This window comes from Marinobacter sp. RI1 (genome assembly GCF_041155085.1).
Taxonomy (GTDB): domain Bacteria; phylum Pseudomonadota; class Gammaproteobacteria; order Pseudomonadales; family Oleiphilaceae; genus Marinobacter; species Marinobacter nauticus.
Genome location: NZ_AP031605.1, coordinates 2,683,930 through 2,702,563, shown reverse-complemented (window position 1 = coordinate 2,702,563; position 18,634 = coordinate 2,683,930). Strand labels below are relative to the sequence as shown.

Here is an 18,634-nt window from a genome sequence, read left to right as displayed (position 1 = left end):
GCAGTGGGTCAGGGCTGCCACCGGTGGCTAGGAACGTTTCGTTATGTCCTCTATTTGGTTATAGCGTGAGTAATGATTAGCCGTTGTTGCCTGAGCTGAACTTGTCCATGATCTGCTGGGCCGCATCCGTGCGGCCGGTGGCTCGATAAGCTTCGGCCAGATGCATGGCAATTTCCTGGGAATCCGGTGCCAGGGAATGGGCTCTTTCCAGTACCGCCAGGCTTTGCTCGTGTTCACCAGCCTCGAACAGGATCCAGCCGTAGGTATCTGCAATCGCAGCATTTTCGGGCACTAGTTCGTAGGCGCGTTTGGCCAGTGATGCCGCTTCGCTGTTGCCGGCCTCGTAATACAGCCAGGCGAGATTGTTCAGCGCCAGGGCGTTGTCCGGGGTCAGTTGCAGAACCTGCTGGTAGTGATCAATGGCCGCATCCGTCTGGCCTGCTTGCTGGGTTTGAAGCGCCAGTGTAAGCAGAATTGACGAATTGTTCGGGAATTGTTTGTTGGCTTCCTGCAGTGCTTCTATCGAATTCTGAGATCGGCCGGCGTTAGAGAGTGCGCGAGCATGGGCGATGGCCAGTTCCGCCGTTTGTCGCTTGGCCAGCGCCAGTTGATAAAGCTCAGCAGCTTGCTGATGTTCGCCCTGGTTCTCGTAATAGCTGGCTTCTACCTGGTAGGGCGCGGGGGAGTCCGGGTGATGCTGCTTGGCATCCTGCAGCGCGCTTCGCGCGGCGGTTGCGTTGCCATTGCTGAATTCGATGGCGGCCACTTTTAGGGCGATGGCCTCGTTCTCTGGGAAGAGCGCTCGTCCGCGGCTCAGGATCTCCAGAGCGCGCTCGCTGTTGTTGCGCTGTGCCATTTGAGTGGCAATGCCTTCATACACCGCAGCGACCAGCGGTTCAGCCGGTGAGGGCTGGTCTTCGCGCTCTCTTTCCATCAACCGGGCGGTAAGTTCATCGGCTTGCAACGTATCGTTGTTGATCAGCGCGGATTCCAGAAGGATCAGCCGCGGTCCGTTTGCCTCAGGATGTTGCGTGCTGATTTCCTGCATCAGCCCGGTCAGTTGATCGCGCTTCATCACACCGGCAAGGGCCTGAATGGCGGGCAGGTTGTTCGGGTTGGTTTCGACCGCCTGGCGGTACCAGGCAATCGCCTGCTCCGTGTTCTGCTGTTCGCGGGCAAGGTTGCCCAGAGCTACCAGAGGAGCTGCTTCTTCCGGGTGTTGCTTGTGCGCCCGCTCAAAGTAGCTGGCCGCCTGTTGGGTGTTGTTCAGGCTGCTGGCCAGGTTTCCGCGGGCAATCAGGGCAGCCATGCTGTCCGGATTGGCTTTAAGCCAGGTGTCCAGAGTTTCTGTTGCCGCCTGCGAATTGCCAGACAACGCCTGGGCCTGGGATGTCAGAATTGTGGCCTGCAGGGCCTCCGTGGCATCCGACGGAATCTGACTGGCCTGTTTGATGGCATTGGCGAAATCTCGGGTTTGAGTGAGATAAGCCGCATAGCGCAAACGCAGGTTGTGGTTCTCCGGTGCCAGTTCCAGCGACTTCTCGAGGAGCTGGCGGCCACTCTGGTCATCGCCAGAAGCCAGGCTTGCAATGCCTACCAGTGCAAGTGTTTGTGGATCGGCGTCGCTGCCCTCCAGGTCTTCCAGCAGTGATTTTGCGCCAGCCGGGTCGCGCATGGATATGCGGGTGGCGGCCAGGAGTTTGCGTACTTCATCGGCGTTTTCCATATCGGCCAGCGGTGCAAGCAGTTTCTCCGCCTCCTCGGGGCGGCCTTGCCGATAACGTATTACGCCCAGCATCAATGCGCTTTGTTGATGGTTGGGAACCTGGTTAAGGACTTCCTGCAGATACCTGGCGGCGGTATTCAGGTCGCCATCATTATAGGCTGAGGCCGCGGCTTCCAGGTTGCTTTTGATCGTACCCGGACCGGACTTGGCAAGGATTTCCTCGTAGACAAATGCCTCCGCCGATTTGCCCTGCTCACGCAAAACGGTGATCAAGGCCGAAATGGTCTGGTATTTCCGGAAGGTCATAACGTCGAACTGGCCGATGGTCTCCAGTGCGCGTATGTACGCCTGTTCTGCTTCGGCCCATTGTTGTTGGGCATGGGCGAATTGCGCTCTCCAGAGCCAGACGTCCTCGTGTTCAGCGTCAATTTCTATGGCTTTCTCAAGGCGTTCCTTTGCAGTGTCGAAGTCGCCCTTGGCCGTGGCAACCCGGGACAGGCCGACCATGGCAACAACGTTATTGCTGTGTTTGTCGAACGCGCTCTGGTAGGCCTCTTCGGCTTTGTCAAAGTCGCCGCTGGTCAACCAGGCGCGACCTTTCAGGTTGTCTGCCTGCAACTGTTGATCCGGAGAGGGCGATGAAATCTGGTCCAGAGATTCCAGGGCTTCCTGGTGTTTACCCTGGAGAATACGGGCTTCAGCCCGGATCAACGCAGCCTGGTTGCGTTCCGATTGGCCCAGCTCCTCAATGTTCGTCTTCTCAAGGAGCTTGTCCAGTTGCCGTTCAGCGTTCGCCGCATCACCGGCAGTTAGCAGGTTGTGGATGATGACAAAGTAGGGGGCGGCGCGATTCGGCTGGAGATCGATGGCGCTTCGGGCCTCGATGGTGCTTGCTTTCAGCTCACCCTGGCGCTGGAAAAACCGTGCCTGGTCTACATGGCTGATGTACTGAATGTCTTCCTGAGACATGTCCGGTTCGCTGTTGCACCCCGTCACGGCCAAAGCGATGGCAGCGGATAGCAGTGATGCACGCGCAATAGTTCTTATCTTCATGCCCTGGTCCTTCCTTCGTCGGGTCTTGTTCTGTTCCAGCATTGGGTGTCTCAGGCCTCGTTCGGGGCGGTGTTGGTCTCAATCCGGTACTTGTCGGTCAGGTTGTATAGCGTCGGGCGGGTAACGCCCAGAAGGCGCGATGCCTGAGCCATGTTGAAATTACTGGTGGTGAGGGCCTGAATAATCGCCTTTCGTTCTGCCGCTTCACGTACCTGGCGCAGGTTGAGCTGAAAGTCGGTGTCGCAGCCCTCGAGGGGCAGAACCAGATCTTCGGCGGTGATGCGCTTGCCATCGGCCATGATGATCGCCCGCTTCACCTTGTTGATCATTTCACGCACATTGCCTGGCCAGCTGTAGGCATTGATGGCCTGAACCGCATCGTCCGAGAACGTGAGGTTAGGGCGGTCCATTTGTTTCCCCAGGGTTTTCAGGAGGGATTGTGCGATCACCAGTGGGTCGCCATCCCGTTCACGCAGGGCAGGCACATCCAGTGTGATTTCACTGATCCGGTAATACAGGTCTTCCCGGAAATCGCCCTGGGCAATCAGGTCCTGAACATTCCGGTGGGTGGCGCACACCACCCGGACATCAACGGGAATCGGTTTTACCGAACCTACCCGGTCGACCACTCGTTCCTGCAGGAAGCGAAGCAGTTTGGCCTGCAGTGCCATCGGCATATCGCCAATCTCGTCGAGAAACAGGGTGCCGCCGTTGGCGCTCTCAATCTTGCCTTTCTTGGATTGGGTCGCGCCGGTAAAGGAGCCTTTCTCGAACCCGAACAGTTCGCTCTCCAGCAGGTTTTCCGGAATGGCGGCGCAGTTGATGGCCGCAAAGGGTTTGTCGGCGCGATGGCTCAGGTCGTGCAGGGCCCGGGCCAGGAGTTCCTTGCCGGTACCGGTTTCGCCGGTAATCAGGGTGGTGACATCGGTAGGCGCAACCTTTTCAACCGTGCGGCAAATCACCAGCATTTCGGGGCTGGCGGCAACAATGCCTTTGATGTTGGTGCCATTGCCTTGCGAGGACAGTTCGCGGTTTTCTTTTTCCAGTTCCGCGAGGCGGAATGCCCGATTTACCACAAACGTGAGGATGTCGGCATCCAGCGGCTTCTGGTAGAAGTCGCAGGCTCCCATGCCTATGGCCTTGACGGCGTTTTCCTTGTCTTCCCGCCCAGTCACCACGATCACTTTGGTCATGGGCGCCAGGCGAAGGATATCTTCCAGCAGGGCGAAACCCTCAGTGGCGCCGCCGGGGTCGGGTGGCAAGCCAAGATCCAGCGTCACCACTTCAGGCTCGAGACGCCGAAGTGCCGTTAGCGCTGCCTCCCGGTCAGCGGCCACCGAGACTTCAATGTCTTCACTGAAGCACCATCGCATCTGGCTCTGGAGGCCAGGATCATCCTCGACTATCAATAACTGCTTCACAACAACAACCAGTCCTTTGTTCCGTGTTCATATCGGATAGACGCCCATGAGGCGAACGCGATTCCATGACTCTGATTCTTAACTGAACATTGACACTTTGCAATGCTCGCTTAATAAAATAGTCTTCTCCGTCGGTTAATTGACGGCTTGCCTGCCTTCCTGCAAGCCGGAATCTGTCGGTTCCGGCTTGTTCCCGGCTGATTCGCCGGTTGCTGCATTGGCCAGCGGAATACGTACCGAAAAGCAGGAGCCCAGGCCGGGCTCGCTGGTTACGTCAATCGAACCGCCCAGTTCCTGTATGTATTCCCGGGCCTGATAGGCTCCAATCCCCATACCGGTAAGCCCTTTGGTGCTTTCGAAGGGTTTGAAAAGCCGGGTGCGGATAAACTCTTCCGTCATGCCGCTGCCGGTATCCTGGATAAACAGCACCACGCTGCCTTTGGCCGTTTTCAGGTTCAGTGTGATTTCCCCGGTTGGAGCCGTGGCGTCCTGGGCGTTGCTAATCAGGTGGCCCAGCACGCTGCGCAGCTGTTCTTTGTCGGCGCATACCTGGATGGCGGGTGGAGCACCCAGTAGCATCGGTGCCGGGCTGCGGCGGCTGTTGTCTTCAATCAGCTCGCGGACCAGTTGGGTCAGGTCTATGGGAGCACGTTGCTCGTCCGCCCCGGAGGATGGTTTGCGGATATGATCCACGAGGTTCGACATTTTACGGACCGCATGATCGGTGGTGGCAATCATGTCGTCGATAAAGGCTGGGTTGTTGCGATGTTTGGGCGCATTCTTGACCAGCAGGGACAACTGGGCGATCAGTGTTTTCAGGTCATGCACCATGAACGCGCTGGCCTTGCTGACGGCTTCAAACTGCATGGCCCGTGAGAGCCGGTTTTGAGCATCGTTCTGGGCGATGAGGTTACAGGTCTGGCGGGCCACCACCTTGATCAGGTCGAAGTTCTCCCAGTTAAGCTCCACCCTGGCGTAAGGCGCGCCGACCATGGCAATGCCGTAGAGTTCGTTATCAAGATACAGCGGGATGACCAGCCAGGCTTCCGGGGTCTTGGTGATGGAGTCCGGTATTTCCAGCAGGTTGTAGCTCACCGGGTCTTCCCGGTATTCGCTCAGGTCTATGATCCATTCGCGATCTTTGAAGAACTTCACCATATCCGAGTCTTCGTCAATGATGGTGTACTTCGGAGTCGCGATATTGACGCTTGCTTTCAGGTGGAAATCTTTCTGCTCGCCCTTTATCCAGAGCGCGCCGGCATTGCTTTCCACCAGTCCGGCCAGAATGCGCACTACTCGCTCGGGCAGGGGTGGTTCGTTGCTCAGGTTGGCAAGTTCCTTGGTGAGCTTGAGCCATTCATCGCGATAGTCGTACTTGTAGTCGAAGAAGTTCTGGCTGATGAAGACCATCAGGCGGCCGCGAATACGCCTCGACAGCAGAAGTGTCACCAGAAATGCCAGGGAAACGGTGATGAAAAGAACCTGAAGGGCTTCGCCCCACTCACCACCGAGAGCCCGCACGTAGTAGCCGCCGATGGCCAGCAGTAACAGATAGCCGCCCGCGAAGATGAGGGTGCCGGCGTGAAACACCGCCGAACGGGAAAGCTGGAAGTCCACAGGCTGTTTGCGCGTGTTCACTACATTGATGGCAAAAAGGGGCATGAGTGCGGCGTTCACAAAACCGCGCGCATTCCAGAACGAATCCGCGACTTGCCCGAACAGCAGAGCATCAGCATACATGAAGAAATCAAAGGCGAAGATGGTGGCAACGCCAATGCACAGGTACTTCATGCTGGAGCGGCCGAAGACAGTAGAGTTTCGCCAGATCTGCTCGACCAGCGACAGGCCCAGGAGTGACAGGGCGATCTGGCCAATCACCTTGGTCTTACCGCTGACCAGATCGATGTGGAGTGCGAACTCCAGTGTACCAAGGGCCAGCAAGGTGATGATCAGTATCGCCGTTGCGGCACCCAATACCTTCTTTATTTGACTGGTGAACCGGCCTTGCCGAAAGCCGTCGCGAAGCATGGCGAACAGCAGGAGTAACCAGGCTGTGTCTCTGAGCAGTTCCAGGAGGTAGCGGGTGAAGAATCCGGGCGATCCCCAGAGGCTTTGGGTAACCAGGACGGAGGCCCACAGGGCGGTAACAATGGCGGCAAGGAACAGAGCACGATCAATGTCGCGGCGAAGATAACGGGTTGCCACAAGAACGGCCAGAACCGCAAAGACAGCGGCTGCCGCACCGTGACTGATCACGCTGAGATCCCTGAACATTAGCTCTTTCCTTGAACACCGGGGGATCCCGGACCTGCCGGTGCCCGGGTACTGTATTTAATATGTACAGGGTAGCGCCGAAAAGGGCCGTTCGTCTATTTGAATACTCAAATTACCGATGAGTTTCACACCGGTTTTTTGTTATCGCGATAATACCGGAAAATCTCTTTCAATGGCCGTTTGGGCTCAAAACCGAATTCCCGGGCGAAGGCGCGACCGTCAATCACCACCGGATATTTGAAGAATGCCATCAGGTACGGAGGGAAGCTGCGCAGGTTCAGAACCCGGGCAATGGCCTTCGGCACGCTCGGTGGAATGGAGGGAATGGGTATGGTTTTGCAACCGCAGAGCTTCAGGGCGTGCTGGTAGGCGACCCAGTCTTGCGGCGCGACATTGAACACGCCTTTTACGGGCTTTGCCCAGGCGGCGACAATGGCGTCTGCCATATCGTCGATATGGATGAACTGCATCATCGGCGAAAAGCCAGCCAATACGGGTGCCCGCTCACTGCTGAGCAGGGTGCTCATGGTATTGCGAACACCGGGGCCCACGATGTTGCAGGGCCGAAGAATAGTGATGTTGAGTTCCGGGTAGCGCCAAAGATAGATGTTGGCGAGGTTCTCAAGCTCCACTGAATCCACCAGGTCGGCACTCAGGCCTGCGCTTTTGAGGGGGGCGGACTCGTCAATCAGCGCCGGGTTATAGGCCACGGCACCATAGACGTGGTAGGTGGAGAGCACAATCACCCGGCGTATGCCGTATTTGTGCGACAGGTCCAGTAGCTTCTGGGTGCCCAGTACATTGGCGTTATAGCGGCGCATGCGGGTCAGTTGGCTGGAGAGGATGCGGCCGAGATGTATCACGCCATCAAACTCGTAGCGTCGGAACAGGTCTTCAAAGACCCGCTTGTTGAAGTCAATGCAGTAGCTGGGAATGTCATCGCCCAGATAAACCTGTTCCCGGAAATCGACGGCCACCAGGTCGCAGCTTTCTCGCAGGCGGCGGATCACCTGCTGGGCCAGCGCACCGGCAGCACCGGTGATCAGAATGCGGGGTCTTTGGTGCTTGCTCATCAGAACAGCCTTTTCCTTTCGCTCAGTCCCTTGTCAATCAGTCGGCTGATCTCGGCTTTCACAGCCTCTACCCGTTCGGTGACCTGTTCTTCAGGGATTTCGGTATCATCAAAATACATGGGTTCCCCGAAATTCAGGTGTACCTTGGCGGGGAGCACCACGGGCAGGGCGACAGGAACGTAGGGTACGCCCAGGGCATTGGCCAGGGGTTTGATGTTGGCAATGGCCGGGATGGTCTCTTCGCAGCCCACTACGCCCACAGGCACAATGGGCGCCTTGTACTTCATGGCCAGATGCATAAAACCGTTGCCGAAACGCTTCAGTTGATACCTGTCCCGGTAGAGCTTGCCGGAGCCTCTTACGCCCTCCGGAAACACAATCACTGCTTCGTTGTTGGCGAGCATCTTCGCGCAGTTAACCGGGTCTCCGAGCACGGCGCCGATTTCGTTCAGGAGGTTGCCAAGCCACGGCACCGTCGGAAAGAAACGCTCGATCATGGCGCGGGGAATTCGAGGATTTTTTTCCCGTGAGGCGAGGGCATAACCAATGAGCAGGCCGTCGATGGGTAACTGGCCGGAGTGGTTGGCAATAATCAGCACCGGGCCCTCTGCCGGCACATTGTCAACGCCGGAGGCGCTGACCCGAAAGTATTTCTCGTAGATTTGTCGGGCAACGGAAAAACCGTACTTCACCGCTTCGTTGTTATAACCCCATGGATCGTAGCCCAGTGTGCCGATGGGTTTGCGAATGCGGTTTACCTGTTCGTCCAGTTCCGCTGGTATCAGTTTCGATCTCAGATACGATGCCAGGCCCATGCCCGCTCCCTGTGTCAAAGAAGTTGCCGCTCAGGCGCGGCCGATGAATACGCCCAGTGTGTGGCTCTGGCCTTCATTTAATACCCGATAATCCGATGCTGCATTGGCTGTTTCGACGCACAGCATTTTCTGCCAGGCAGAGTCTGGAAAATCAGAAAGACGCTGCGCTTTTCCCGGGCCCGGGTTCCAGACCACGGTTGAATCGCTACCCACAGACGTAAGCTTTCGCTTGCCGGAAGGTGTTACTACGGTCAGTGCTTCGCCGGTTTCGTATATCCGGTCCACTTCACCTTCGAAATACACTGGCCCTTCCTGTGAGACGTAGTCCCAGTCTTTCAGCGTGTCGATGTACTGGCTGTTTCCCAGGCCCAGCACGCGGGTTCGCTGAATGTCGTCAGTGGGCAGGTAAGTGTGAAGGGCCTGGCTGAACGCCAGCGGTGCTTTCGAAAGATTGGTGGTTGTCAGTGCGATCTGGCAACCGCGAATGGAAAAACTGAAGGTGATCAGGGCCAGGGCGTGGCCGTCCCAGTGTTCCTGGAAATCGTCGTTGGCGCTGAGGGACAGGCTGACTTCTACCTCGTGGGCGCTTTCCCGAACATCTTCCAGCCGCCATAAAGCGGTGCGGGCAAAGCCATGGGCTGAGGATGACGCTATGCGCTTGCGGATTTCCGGCGGGTTCCGGAGTGGGTCTCCAAACCAGGGCCAGCACACGGGAATGCCACCGCGAATTGCTCGGCCAGGTTGAAAACGGGCGAGTTCACTGAGCCAGAGCCAGTTGCGTTCATCCTTTGGCGCGAAATGGGTGAGGTGTGCCCCCTGTAGAAACAACGTGGCCTGGAACAATGGGTGATGAACTTCAAGTGCCTCCAGTTGCCCGATGGTACTCCAGCGGGTAAATGACCAGTTGCCCGGGCCTCCGGTTGCTGGCGGCTTGCTACTGCTGTCCGACATATTCAGAAACGGCTTCCTTTAGGTAAAACTCCGTAGCTTCAGAGTAATTTAAAACCGTGCGCGCGGCGAGTTTCTGAATACAATACGTCAAAATTGTGAGGGTCTGAACATGGAATCAGAAAATCCGGTAGCGTCGGTCTTGCCGATGCCGGAGCCGCTTCTCGAGCAGTCCGCGGGCCAGTTGGACAAGGTGGCTGGAGACATTATCGGGGCAGCTGGCCGCTGTGATTCTTTGTTGGTCTCCGATGGCTGGTTGGACGAACTTGCCGATAGCCTGAGCGAGAAAGCCTGGATGGAGCTGGATCTGCTCGGTCATTTGCCCGTTGGCCTGATCGCTGCGCTTCGAAACGAGGTAGAGATACTGGGCCGTACCGAAGCCATGGGGCGAGCAGGGATTGGGCGCGGTGCCGATCTGACCCGTGATCGCAGCGTCCGCCGGGATAAAATCGCCTGGCTTGATGGCTATACCGCCGCCCAGTCGGAGCTGTTCCGGTTCTTTGATGCCCTGCGGGTTGGTCTGAACCAGCGCCTGTTTCTTGGGCTGAAGCGCTATGAAGCGCATTATGCCACCTACCAGCCTGGCGATTTCTACAAGCGCCACCTGGACAGTTTCCGGGGCAGGGCATCCCGTGTGGTCAGCCTGGTGCTCTATCTGAATGAAGGATGGCAGCTGCAAGACGGGGGAGAGTTGCGGGTGTTCAGCCCCGACAACGAAGATCAGATGGTTGGTCTGGTGCGGCCGGAAGCAGGGCGTGCGGCTCTGTTTTTGAGTGAGGATGTGCCCCACGAGGTATTGCCCGCCAATCGCACCCGGTACAGCATTGCCTGTTGGTTCCGGCAGGACGAAGTCCCTTTGCCGTTGTAGTCCTTATACCCTTCTGTTAATATGCGCGCCGCTTTCGAGGGAAATGCCCCGAAACGCCGTTATGGTGGCCCCATTGGTGCCTCCGCAACATGAAACCGTGAACCCGGTCAGGCCCGGAAGGGAGCAGCCGAAGCGGTGGATGTGTGTGCCGGGGGATCGCTGGTGGGGTCACCCCCATATCCAGCCTCTTGTTTTGCCTGTTTCCTCTCCCGTTTGTCGCGCAAGCGCATGCTTCTTCTGATTGCCTGTCCATGCTAGAGTTGTTCCCATTTTTCAGAGCAGTTGATGGATCATGAGCTATCAGGTTTTAGCCCGGAAATGGCGCCCCCGTACTTTTGAAGACATGGTGGGGCAGGAACATGTGTTACAGGCGCTTATTCACGCCCTGGAACACCAGCGCCTGCACCATGCCTATCTGTTTACCGGCACCCGGGGCGTGGGCAAAACCACCATTGGCCGCCTGCTGGCCCGCTGTCTGAACTGTGAGACCGGCATAACGCCGAATCCCTGCGGTGAATGCGACAGCTGCAAGGAGATCCTGGAGAACCGTTTTGTTGATCTGATCGAAATCGATGCTGCCTCCCGCACCGGTGTAGATGACATGCGGGAACTGACCGACAACGTGCAGTACGCTCCCACGCGCGGCCGCTACAAGGTGTACCTCATCGATGAGGTGCACATGCTCACCAACCAGTCCTTCAACGCCTTTCTGAAAACCCTGGAAGAGCCTCCTGAACACGTCAAGTTCCTGTTGGCCACCACCGATCCCCAGAAGCTGCCGGTGACGGTGCTTTCCCGGTGTCTGCAGTTCAATCTCAAGCGGATGACGCCGGAGCACATTGTTGGCCACCTGAAGCATGTTCTGACCGAAGAACAGATCCCGTTTGAAGACCCGGCTCTGTGGCTGTTGGCGAGGGCGGCCGATGGCAGTATGAGGGATGCCCTCAGCCTGACCGACCAGGCGATTGCATTCGGCAACGAGAACCTGGCTGCCAGTGATGTCAGCAATATGCTGGGCACCATCGATCAGCGCGATATCCAGCGCATTGTTAACGCATTGGTTGAGCGTGATGGCCCCGGCCTGCTGTCTGAAATTAACCGGATCTCGGATTTTGCCCCGGATTATGGAGTCATCCTGTCCGATATGCTGTCCCTGTTTCATCGCGTCACCATGGAGCAGGTGGTGCCGGGCAGTGCCGACAACGCCATGGGCGATGCTGCCCAGGTGCAGGAACTGGCCCGTCGTCTCAGTGCCGAAGATGCCCAGTTGTTTTACCAGACCGCGTTGATTGGCCGGAAAGATCTGTCGGTAACGCCGGATGCCCGTATGGGCTTTGAAATGACCTTGCTGCGCATGCTGGCGTTTCGACCGGGTGCCGATCGCCGGGAACCGCCGGCACTGGCCTCTGGCAACAGTAACAATGGCCCGGCGGATTCAGAACCTGAGCCTGGCCCGGTTTCGCAAACTGCGCCCACCCAGGCTGTCGCCGCGGCACCGCAACCGGAGCCGGCACCCCAGCCGGTTCTCAGCCCGGAGCCGGTAGCTGAACCCGAGCCACAGCCACCCATGGTGGATGACCCGCCACCCTGGGAGCCGGACGACTACGGTGTTCAGGCAGAACCATCAGAGTGGCAAGAGCGGGTGCCTCAACCGGATTCCAGTATTGAACCTGAGGCAGAGGCGATATCCGAGACAGCGCCAGCGCCGGAACCAGAGCCGGCCCCTGCGCCCGTGCAGTCAGAACCAAGCGCCGACCTGGCCTCGGCGAAGGAGGCTGAGCCGGCACCTGCCGAGCCCGAGCAACCGGTTACCGCCGATGGGTTTGTCTGGGAACGCGATTTCCGTTCGCTGGGTATTACCGGCATGCCCGGTAACCTGGCCAGTTATTCGTCCATGAGAATGGAAGGGCAGGTAGTCGTTCTGACTCTGGACGAAGGCCATGCGCGGCTGCTCAACGCTCGCCACGAAGAAAAAATACTGGCGGCCTTGAGATCACGCTTCGGCGACGCCACACAGTTGAAGATAGAGCAGGGTGTGCCGGGGTTGCATACGCCCGCCGCCTTTGAGGAGCGCCAGCGAGCGGCGCGCCAGAAAGCCGCGGAAGAGTCCATCCGGCAGGATCCTCTGGTCAAGAGTATTGTGGAACGATTTGAAGGGCGGGTCGTCGAAGAAAGTATCCGCCCCGCAGAAACAGCCAGGAGATAAGCAGATGATGAATAATATGGGCGACCTGATGAAAAAGGCCCAGCAGATGCAGGAGCAGATGCAGAAGGCTCAGGAAGAGATCGCCAAAGCGGAAGTTACCGGTGAATCCGGCGCAGGGCTGGTGAAAGTTACCATGAACGGCCGGCACGATGTCCGCAAGGTGGATATCGATCCGTCTCTGCTGTCTGAAGACAAGGAAATTCTGGAAGACCTGCTGGCTGCCGCCGTGAACGATGCGGTTCGCCGGGTAGAAGCAAACCAGAAAGACAAAATGTCCGGCATGATGTCTGGCATGGGGATGCCGCCCGGTTTCAAGATGCCGTTCTGAGCCGGCCTGCCATCGATTTTTTGAGGAGTAGTCATGGCATTCAGCCCCCTGGTTGATGAATTGGTGGAATCCCTGAGATGCCTGCCCGGTGTTGGCCAGAAAACGGCCCAGCGCATGGCCTTTCATCTGCTGGAGCGGGGCCGCTCTGGCGGAACCCGGCTGGCAGCGGCGTTGAATCATGCGATGGACGGCGTGCGCCGTTGCGACAGCTGCCAGAATTTTTCGGATACCGAAATCTGCCAGATCTGCGAAAAACCCGAGCGCCGCAATGGCACCCTGTGTGTTGTTGAAAGCCCTTCAGACCTGCTTGCCATTGAGCAGGCCGGCGATTACAAAGGCAGTTACTTCGTGTTGATGGGGCACCTGTCTCCCATCGATGGCGTGGGCCCGGAGGAGATCGGGATCGAGCGTCTGCTTGATAGAGTGCGCCGTGAAGGCGTAACCGAATTGATCCTGGCCACCAACCCCACGGTGGAAGGTGAAGCGACCGCCCACTACATTGCTGACCGCCTTGATGGCCAGAATATCCTGATCACACGCCTGGCCCATGGCATTCCCGTTGGCGGTGAGCTGGGCTATGTTGACGGCTTTACACTCACCCATGCATTCCGGGGTCGCAAACCCCTGTCTGAATAAGTCCTCAGGTTCTGTCTATGACCCACACCGACCCGGCCGTAACCATTCCAGCGGCCCCGGATACCGTTCGCTGGCTGGAGACACCCGAGCAACTGGATCAGTGGCTCGGCTGTCTTGACCTCGGCATTCCGGTTGCACTTGATACCGAGTTTGAACGGGTTTCCACCTTCTACCCGATTCCAGGCCTCGTGCAGTTAGGCGCTGACGGACAGTTCTGGCTGGTGGATCCGGGGGTAGCCGAGGCCGCTGGGTCGTTCCGGGCCATGCTGGCCGATGAAAGCCGGCCAAAACTGCTGTATGCCATGAGCGAGGATCTGGAGTTATTTCGCCATTGGCTGAAGGTGGAGCCAGCGGGTGTGCTGGATTTGCAGATCGGTGCCGCACTGGCCGGTGCCGGATTTTCCGTTGGTTATGCCCGCCTGGTTGAGACCCTGTTCGGAGAGGCGCTCGATAAATCCGCCACCCGTTCGGACTGGGTGTCACGGCCACTGACGCCGGCCCAGGAACGCTACGCTCTGGACGACATCCGTTTTCTTGAGCCACTTTACGGATGGGTGTTGGCTAACCTCAGGCAGCGTAACCTGGAACATGCCCTGGCGGATGAGTCCCGGCGATTTGCCAACGAGGCCGCTACCCAGGAAGACCCGGAGCAGCATTATCTGAAACTCCGGGGCGGCTGGACCCTGAACCGGGAACAGCAAGCGGTTCTCCGGGCACTGGTCGCCTGGCGCGAGCAGGAGTGTCGACGCCAGGACCGGCCACGCAACAGGGTCCTGAACGATGGCTTGCTGATTGCCATTGCTGAGCGTTTGCCGTCATCTGCTGCGGTGATCAGGGATGTTCAGGGCGTACCCGGGGGGTTCGTTAAACGTTATGGCGAGCAGTTGGTTGAACTTGTGCAGGCCGCCCGTGCTACCGATAATTCCGGGCTTGAGCTCATCCCCAGACCGCTGAGTCGGGATCAGCAAGCGCTTTACAAGAAGGTTAAGCGTTACTTTAGCAATGCAGCCGAACGCTTTGATATTCCAATGGAAATATTGGCGCCACGTAAACGTATTGAGAAACTGATCCAGGATGGCACCCTGGCGGGCCAGACGTTTTTTGAGGGATGGCGCGAGGAAATTATCGCGCCGGTAAAGCAAGATATTGAGGAACTGCTCAACCAATGACTGAACGCGAATTTGTATCGGTGTTTCGCAGCAGCAAGAAAGGCGACACCTATCTCTTTGTCCGCCGAGGGCAAAAGTGGGACGGTTTACCGGAGGCGCTGAGAGGTATCTTTGGCTCGCCCATCCACTCGATGGATCTGCTGTTGACGCCAGACAAGAAGCTCGCGCGCACAACCGGAAAGGAAGTGTTGGCGGCAATTGAGGAAAAGGACTTTTTCCTGCAGATGCCGGAAGAGCAGGACACCTACATCGTCGACTTCAAGCGCAAGATTGAGCAGCACCGGAAATGATTGCGCAGATTCCCTTCTGGCAGCGTAAACGACTGGCGGATATGACGCAGCCGGAATGGGAGTCCCTGTGTGATGGCTGCGGTAAGTGCTGTTTACAAAAGCTGGAGGATGAGGATACGGGGGAGGTGTATTACACCGACCTTGTATGCCGTTACATGGACCTGGATACCTGTGGCTGTGCGGTCTATGAGCAACGATTGAAAAAGGTACCGGGGTGTACGGTACTGACCGCCGATACGGTTCTCAGCTACCACTGGTTACCATACACCTGTGCGTACCGGACCCTCGCCGAGGGAAGGCCTCTGCCGGACTGGCACCCGCTTCGCAGCGGAGATCCTGATACCGTTCATCAAGCCCGTGTTTCGGTGCGGGGAAACGTGGTGTCGGAAGATTCTGTGCCGGAAGAGGATTGGGAAGAACACATTATTCACTGGATTCTGTAATGATGGATACAGACGCTTCACTCGCTTATGGAGTTTTCTGGGCGGCCTATGCAGTCGCTTTCGTTGTGTTTTTCTACATGATGAAATCACTGTTCCGGGTATTGCCCTTTTATGGTCTGCGGACGTTGCTTTTGTCTGCGCTTGTGGTACTGGTGCTGACCCCCGTGGAATCGCCAGACGTGGCCGGCTGGTGGATACCGGCCTGGCTGTTTGCGGGCTATGAGCTGATTCTTGGCGACACCGATGCCGCCGGTCGCGCGCTATTTAATTTCAGCATCGCCGCGATTGTTATGCTACTGGTATGGATACTTGATCTGGTTCGGTACCGGCTGGTTCGCAAGTAGACGTTTTCTGAGAACTACAAAAGATAAGGGCGCAGTTCAATGAAGGGGTTCAAACGCATTTGGGTGGCTGCAGCTTTGCTGCTGATGTCTTGGCAAGCAGGTGCGCAGGACCCGGCACTGTCTCTGCCCGGCAACGCGGATGTGCGTATTGTGGTGGATATCTCCGGCTCCATGAAGGAAACCGATCCACAGAATCTCCGCCGCCCAGCGGTTCGTCTGCTGGCCCGGACCCTGCCGGAAGGGGCCAGTGCCGGTCTCTGGACTTTCGGGCAGTACGTCAACATGCTGGTGCCCTACGGTGTGGTTGATCAGTCCTGGCGCGACGCTGCTATTGAGCGTTCCGAGCAGATCAATTCGGTAGCGCTGCATACGAATCTCGGTTTGGCGATGGAGAAAGCCGCCAACGACTGGTTGTCTGGAGGTACCCTCGAGAACACCCATCTTATTGTCCTCAGCGATGGCAAGGTCGACGTGCCAGGTGGTGACGACGCAAGTCAGGCTGAGGAAAAACGCATAGTCGATTCCTTGTTGCCAGCGCTGAAAGACAAGGGCGCCACAATTCATACGGTTGGTCTGTCTGAGAAAGCGGACATCCGGTTTCTTCGTAACCTGGCCCGGGAAACCGGTGGCAGCTTCCAGCTGGCGCAATCTGCCGAGGCGTTGAATCTGGCGTTTGCCAATGCGCTGAATACCGCAGTGCCGCAGGAACAGGTTCCCATTGAGGGCGATGGCTTTGCCGTTGATGATGGCATCAGCGAGTTTACGGCACTGATCTTCTCCGGACAGGATGCTTCTGGCGAAGAGCCGTTGGCACTTGCTCAGCCTGGTGGTGAGCCGTTCACCCGGGAGAGCGCCCCGGAGAATGTGCGTTGGGCATCTGAGCCGGGCTATGATCTGATCACCGTTACTGAACCGGTCTCGGGCCGCTGGCGTATCATTGGTGATCTTGGCCAGGGGAGCCGCGTGACGGTGGTCAGCGATCTGCGCATGGCCGTGAATCCGATTCCCGCTGAGTTTACCGAAGAGCAGCCTCTGGCCATTGAAGTGGCTTTTTTTGAGGAAGCCGAAAAGATTACCGGGTCAGACTTTCTCTCGGTCATGGACGTTAGCCTGTCGATAACCGCGAGTGATGGTCGGCAAGGTACCAAGGTTTTGTCTCCCGACACCCCGCCGGAAGACGGCGTATATCGGGACACCGTACCCAGATTGCCTGCACCTGGCCGCTATCAGGTTGATGTGGTGGCGGATGGCGGAACTTTCTCCCGCAAATTCAGCGCCATGACGACGTTTACCGTGCCAGGGGAAGAGCCACCTCTGGAGGTGGTGACCGAACCCATGGTGCCAGACCTGTCTGAACAGGCGGAGCCGCTGCCGGATTTTGATGGCGGAGCCAACTCTTCAGAACCGGAGCCGCCAGCGGAAGCTGAGCCTCCGGTCGAAGCTCCGGTTCAGGAATCTGAGCCGGAACCAGAACCAGCGCAGGTCGTCGAGCCAGAGCCTGAAGCGCCGATCGAACAGCCGATTGCTGAACAGGAGCCTGAGAAGGGGACCCTTCTGGGTATCCCGGTTTGGGCCTGGGGTGCCGGCGCAGCCTTGCTGGTTGCTATCGTGGGCCTTGGTTTGTTTGCATGGCGTCAGAAAAAAGCGAGGGCAGAACAGGAGCAGGCGGCAGCGGCTGAGCGTGAAACCCTGGAAGACCTGGCTGAAGAGTCTGAGGAGCCACCAGTGGTTGAGCCGGAACCTCCGGCAGCGTCAGAGTCGGTGGAAGCGGAGGCTGAACCTGAACCTGCCCTGGAAACAGCTCCAGAGCTGGTGTCTGCCGAAGAGCCGGAACCTGAAGACATTCCGGAACTCTCGCAGGCTGACAGCGAACCGGACGAGATTCCGGATGAGGCCGTACCCGAAGTAACGGAAGAGCTGCCATCGGCTGAACTGGAGCCGGAAGAGGATGACATCCCCTTGGCAGACGATACGGTTGGCGCCGAGGCGGAGCCAGATCCTTCTGAAGCTGATGAGATCAGCGAGTCGGAGTTCGACATTGATGAGGACGAGTTTGGTCTGGAAGACTTCGACCTCTCCGAATTCGACGATTTGCCCGATTATGATGAAGAGTCTCCGGAGGACGAAAAGTCCAAACCGGCGGACAAGAAAGAGAATCCGAAAAAGTAACCAACAGGAATCAGACACATGAAGTTTACCGGCACCGATAAATACGTAGCCACCGATGACCTGCAAATGGCAGTCAATGCAGCGATCGCGCTGCAGCGTCCGTTGTTGATCAAGGGTGAACCCGGCACCGGTAAAACCCTGCTGGCGGAGGAAATGGCCGCGGCGCTGGGAATGACTCTGATTCCCTGGCACATCAAGTCGACCACCAAGGCCCAGCAAGGCCTGTACGAATATGATGCGGTGTCCCGCCTTCGGGATTCCCAACTCGGGGACGAGAAGGTCAAAGACATTCGCAACTACATTGTGAAGGGCAAGCTCTGGGAAGCCTTTGAGGCGGACGAGCAGGTGGTTCTGCTGATCGACGAAATTGACAAGGCGGATATCGAGTTCCCGAACGACCTGTTGCTGGAACTGGATCGAATGGAGTTTTTCGTTTACGAAACCCAGGAGTTTGTGAAAGCGAAGAAACGCCCGATTGTGGTCATCACCAGTAATAACGAGAAAGAGCTGCCAGATGCCTTCCTGCGCCGCTGCTTCTTCCACTACATTAGCTTCCCGGATCACGACACCATGAAGAACATCGTGGATGTTCACTTCCCGGGAATTCAGCAGCAGGTGGTGCGGGATGCGCTGGAAGTGTTTTTTGACGTTCGCAAGGTGCCGGGGCTCAAGAAGAAGCCGTCGACATCCGAGCTGATCGACTGGCTCAAGTTGCTGATGGCGGATGAGCTCTCTGCCAAAGCCCTGCAGGAGAAAGACTCCAGTTCGGCTCTGCCACCGCTCTATGGTGCCCTGGTGAAGAATGAGCAGGACGTTCATTTGCTGCAGAAGCTGGCTTTCATGGCGCGTCGCCGAAACTGATCACCGACAA

The 18,634-nt window shown here is 57.6% G+C and carries 16 protein-coding genes and 1 other RNA gene; 11 read left to right on the top strand and 6 right to left on the bottom strand.

Going from position 1 to position 18,634, the window contains the following annotated elements; all coding sequences use genetic code 11:
* Positions 1–76 precede the first annotated feature (76 nt).
* The 6 genes from ACAM27_RS12155 to ACAM27_RS12130 form a co-directional block, all read right to left on the bottom strand.
* Positions 77–2,779: a tetratricopeptide repeat protein gene (locus ACAM27_RS12155; RefSeq protein WP_369612033.1), complete on the bottom strand. Its 2,703-nt coding sequence runs from the start codon at positions 2,777–2,779 to the stop codon at positions 77–79.
* A gap of 50 nt (positions 2,780–2,829) precedes the next feature.
* Positions 2,830–4,200, bottom strand: a complete 1,371-nt coding sequence (prsR, locus tag ACAM27_RS12150) for a PEP-CTERM-box response regulator transcription factor (protein WP_014421323.1) — start codon at positions 4,198–4,200, stop codon at positions 2,830–2,832.
* Between the two features lie 135 nt (positions 4,201–4,335).
* Positions 4,336–6,474, bottom strand: coding sequence for an XrtA/PEP-CTERM system histidine kinase PrsK (gene prsK / locus ACAM27_RS12145; RefSeq protein ID WP_014421324.1), 2,139 nt, complete (start codon positions 6,472–6,474; stop codon positions 4,336–4,338).
* 125 nt (positions 6,475–6,599) lie between these two features.
* The gene (locus ACAM27_RS12140; protein WP_011785102.1) at positions 6,600–7,547 is read right to left on the bottom strand and encodes an SDR family oxidoreductase; all 948 of its coding nucleotides are present in this window, start codon (positions 7,545–7,547) and stop codon (positions 6,600–6,602) included.
* Entirely contained in the window at positions 7,547–8,362 is an 816-nt protein-coding gene (locus ACAM27_RS12135) for a lysophospholipid acyltransferase family protein (protein WP_022991126.1), read from the bottom strand. Before ACAM27_RS12135 ends, ACAM27_RS12140 begins: the two co-directional genes overlap by 1 nt.
* A 30-nt stretch (positions 8,363–8,392) precedes the next feature.
* The gene (locus tag ACAM27_RS12130; protein ID WP_014421327.1) at positions 8,393–9,313 is read right to left on the bottom strand and encodes a D-hexose-6-phosphate mutarotase; all 921 of its coding nucleotides are present in this window, start codon (positions 9,311–9,313) and stop codon (positions 8,393–8,395) included.
* Between the two features lie 109 nt (positions 9,314–9,422).
* Between ACAM27_RS12130 and ACAM27_RS12125 the strand changes: the two genes are divergently transcribed.
* The 11 genes from ACAM27_RS12125 to ACAM27_RS12075 all read left to right on the top strand — a co-directional run bounded on the left by ACAM27_RS12125 (position 9,423) and on the right by ACAM27_RS12075 (position 18,624).
* Positions 9,423–10,178 carry a 2OG-Fe(II) oxygenase gene (locus ACAM27_RS12125; RefSeq protein ID WP_369612032.1) on the top strand — a complete coding sequence of 252 codons (756 nt, stop codon included), beginning with the start codon at positions 9,423–9,425 and terminating at the stop codon, positions 10,176–10,178.
* 71 nt (positions 10,179–10,249) lie between these two features.
* Positions 10,250–10,346, top strand: an RNA gene (gene ffs, locus ACAM27_RS12120) — signal recognition particle sRNA small type.
* Between the two features lie 124 nt (positions 10,347–10,470).
* The gene (dnaX, locus tag ACAM27_RS12115; protein WP_369612031.1) at positions 10,471–12,384 is read left to right on the top strand and encodes a DNA polymerase III subunit gamma/tau; all 1,914 of its coding nucleotides are present in this window, start codon (positions 10,471–10,473) and stop codon (positions 12,382–12,384) included.
* A gap of 4 nt (positions 12,385–12,388) precedes the next feature.
* The gene (locus tag ACAM27_RS12110; protein ID WP_011785097.1) at positions 12,389–12,712 is read left to right on the top strand and encodes a YbaB/EbfC family nucleoid-associated protein; all 324 of its coding nucleotides are present in this window, start codon (positions 12,389–12,391) and stop codon (positions 12,710–12,712) included.
* Positions 12,713–12,745: 33 nt separating this feature from the next.
* Positions 12,746–13,348, top strand: a complete 603-nt coding sequence (gene recR / locus ACAM27_RS12105; RefSeq protein WP_011785096.1) for a recombination mediator RecR — start codon at positions 12,746–12,748, stop codon at positions 13,346–13,348.
* Positions 13,349–13,365: 17 nt separating this feature from the next.
* On the top strand, positions 13,366–14,517 hold the full coding sequence (locus ACAM27_RS12100) for a ribonuclease D (RefSeq protein WP_369612030.1): 1,152 nt from the start codon (positions 13,366–13,368) through the stop codon (positions 14,515–14,517).
* Positions 14,514–14,807, top strand: coding sequence for a YcgL domain-containing protein (locus ACAM27_RS12095; RefSeq protein WP_369612029.1), 294 nt, complete (start codon positions 14,514–14,516; stop codon positions 14,805–14,807). The genes ACAM27_RS12100 and ACAM27_RS12095 overlap by 4 nt, the downstream gene beginning before the upstream one ends.
* A complete protein-coding gene (locus ACAM27_RS12090; protein WP_369612028.1) occupies positions 14,804–15,250 on the top strand; it encodes a YcgN family cysteine cluster protein in 447 nt (148 codons plus the stop codon). Before ACAM27_RS12095 ends, ACAM27_RS12090 begins: the two co-directional genes overlap by 4 nt.
* A complete protein-coding gene (locus tag ACAM27_RS12085; protein WP_011785092.1) occupies positions 15,250–15,594 on the top strand; it encodes a hypothetical protein in 345 nt (114 codons plus the stop codon). The genes ACAM27_RS12090 and ACAM27_RS12085 overlap by 1 nt, the downstream gene beginning before the upstream one ends.
* Positions 15,595–15,678: 84 nt before the next feature.
* On the top strand, positions 15,679–17,763 hold the full coding sequence (locus ACAM27_RS12080; RefSeq protein ID WP_369612027.1) for a VWA domain-containing protein: 2,085 nt from the start codon (positions 15,679–15,681) through the stop codon (positions 17,761–17,763).
* An 18-nt stretch (positions 17,764–17,781) separates the two neighbouring features.
* Entirely contained in the window at positions 17,782–18,624 is an 843-nt protein-coding gene (locus ACAM27_RS12075; protein WP_011785090.1) for a MoxR family ATPase, read from the top strand.
* The last annotated feature ends 10 nt before the right edge of the window (positions 18,625–18,634 follow it).

Bases quoted from the DNA above. Each gene is read 5' to 3' on its own strand.
- ACAM27_RS12125 (WP_369612032.1), top strand. From the start codon at position 9,423: ATGGAATCAGAAAATCCGGTAGCGTCGGTCTTGCCGATGCCGGAGCCG.
- ACAM27_RS12085 (WP_011785092.1), top strand. From the start codon at position 15,250: ATGATGGATACAGACGCTTCACTCGCTTATGGAGTTTTCTGGGCGGCC.
- dnaX (WP_369612031.1), top strand. From the start codon at position 10,471: ATGAGCTATCAGGTTTTAGCCCGGAAATGGCGCCCCCGTACTTTTGAA.
- ACAM27_RS12100 (WP_369612030.1), top strand. From the start codon at position 13,366: ATGACCCACACCGACCCGGCCGTAACCATTCCAGCGGCCCCGGATACC.
- ACAM27_RS12130 (WP_014421327.1), bottom strand. From the start codon at position 9,313: ATGTCGGACAGCAGTAGCAAGCCGCCAGCAACCGGAGGCCCGGGCAAC.
- ACAM27_RS12135 (WP_022991126.1), bottom strand. From the start codon at position 8,362: ATGGGCCTGGCATCGTATCTGAGATCGAAACTGATACCAGCGGAACTG.
- ACAM27_RS12075 (WP_011785090.1), top strand. From the start codon at position 17,782: ATGAAGTTTACCGGCACCGATAAATACGTAGCCACCGATGACCTGCAA.
- ACAM27_RS12095 (WP_369612029.1), top strand. From the start codon at position 14,514: ATGACTGAACGCGAATTTGTATCGGTGTTTCGCAGCAGCAAGAAAGGC.
- ACAM27_RS12155 (WP_369612033.1), bottom strand. From the start codon at position 2,779: ATGAAGATAAGAACTATTGCGCGTGCATCACTGCTATCCGCTGCCATC.
- ACAM27_RS12080 (WP_369612027.1), top strand. From the start codon at position 15,679: ATGTCTTGGCAAGCAGGTGCGCAGGACCCGGCACTGTCTCTGCCCGGC.
- prsK (WP_014421324.1), bottom strand. From the start codon at position 6,474: ATGTTCAGGGATCTCAGCGTGATCAGTCACGGTGCGGCAGCCGCTGTC.
- ACAM27_RS12140 (WP_011785102.1), bottom strand. From the start codon at position 7,547: ATGAGCAAGCACCAAAGACCCCGCATTCTGATCACCGGTGCTGCCGGT.
- ACAM27_RS12110 (WP_011785097.1), top strand. From the start codon at position 12,389: ATGATGAATAATATGGGCGACCTGATGAAAAAGGCCCAGCAGATGCAG.
- ACAM27_RS12090 (WP_369612028.1), top strand. From the start codon at position 14,804: ATGATTGCGCAGATTCCCTTCTGGCAGCGTAAACGACTGGCGGATATG.
- recR (WP_011785096.1), top strand. From the start codon at position 12,746: ATGGCATTCAGCCCCCTGGTTGATGAATTGGTGGAATCCCTGAGATGC.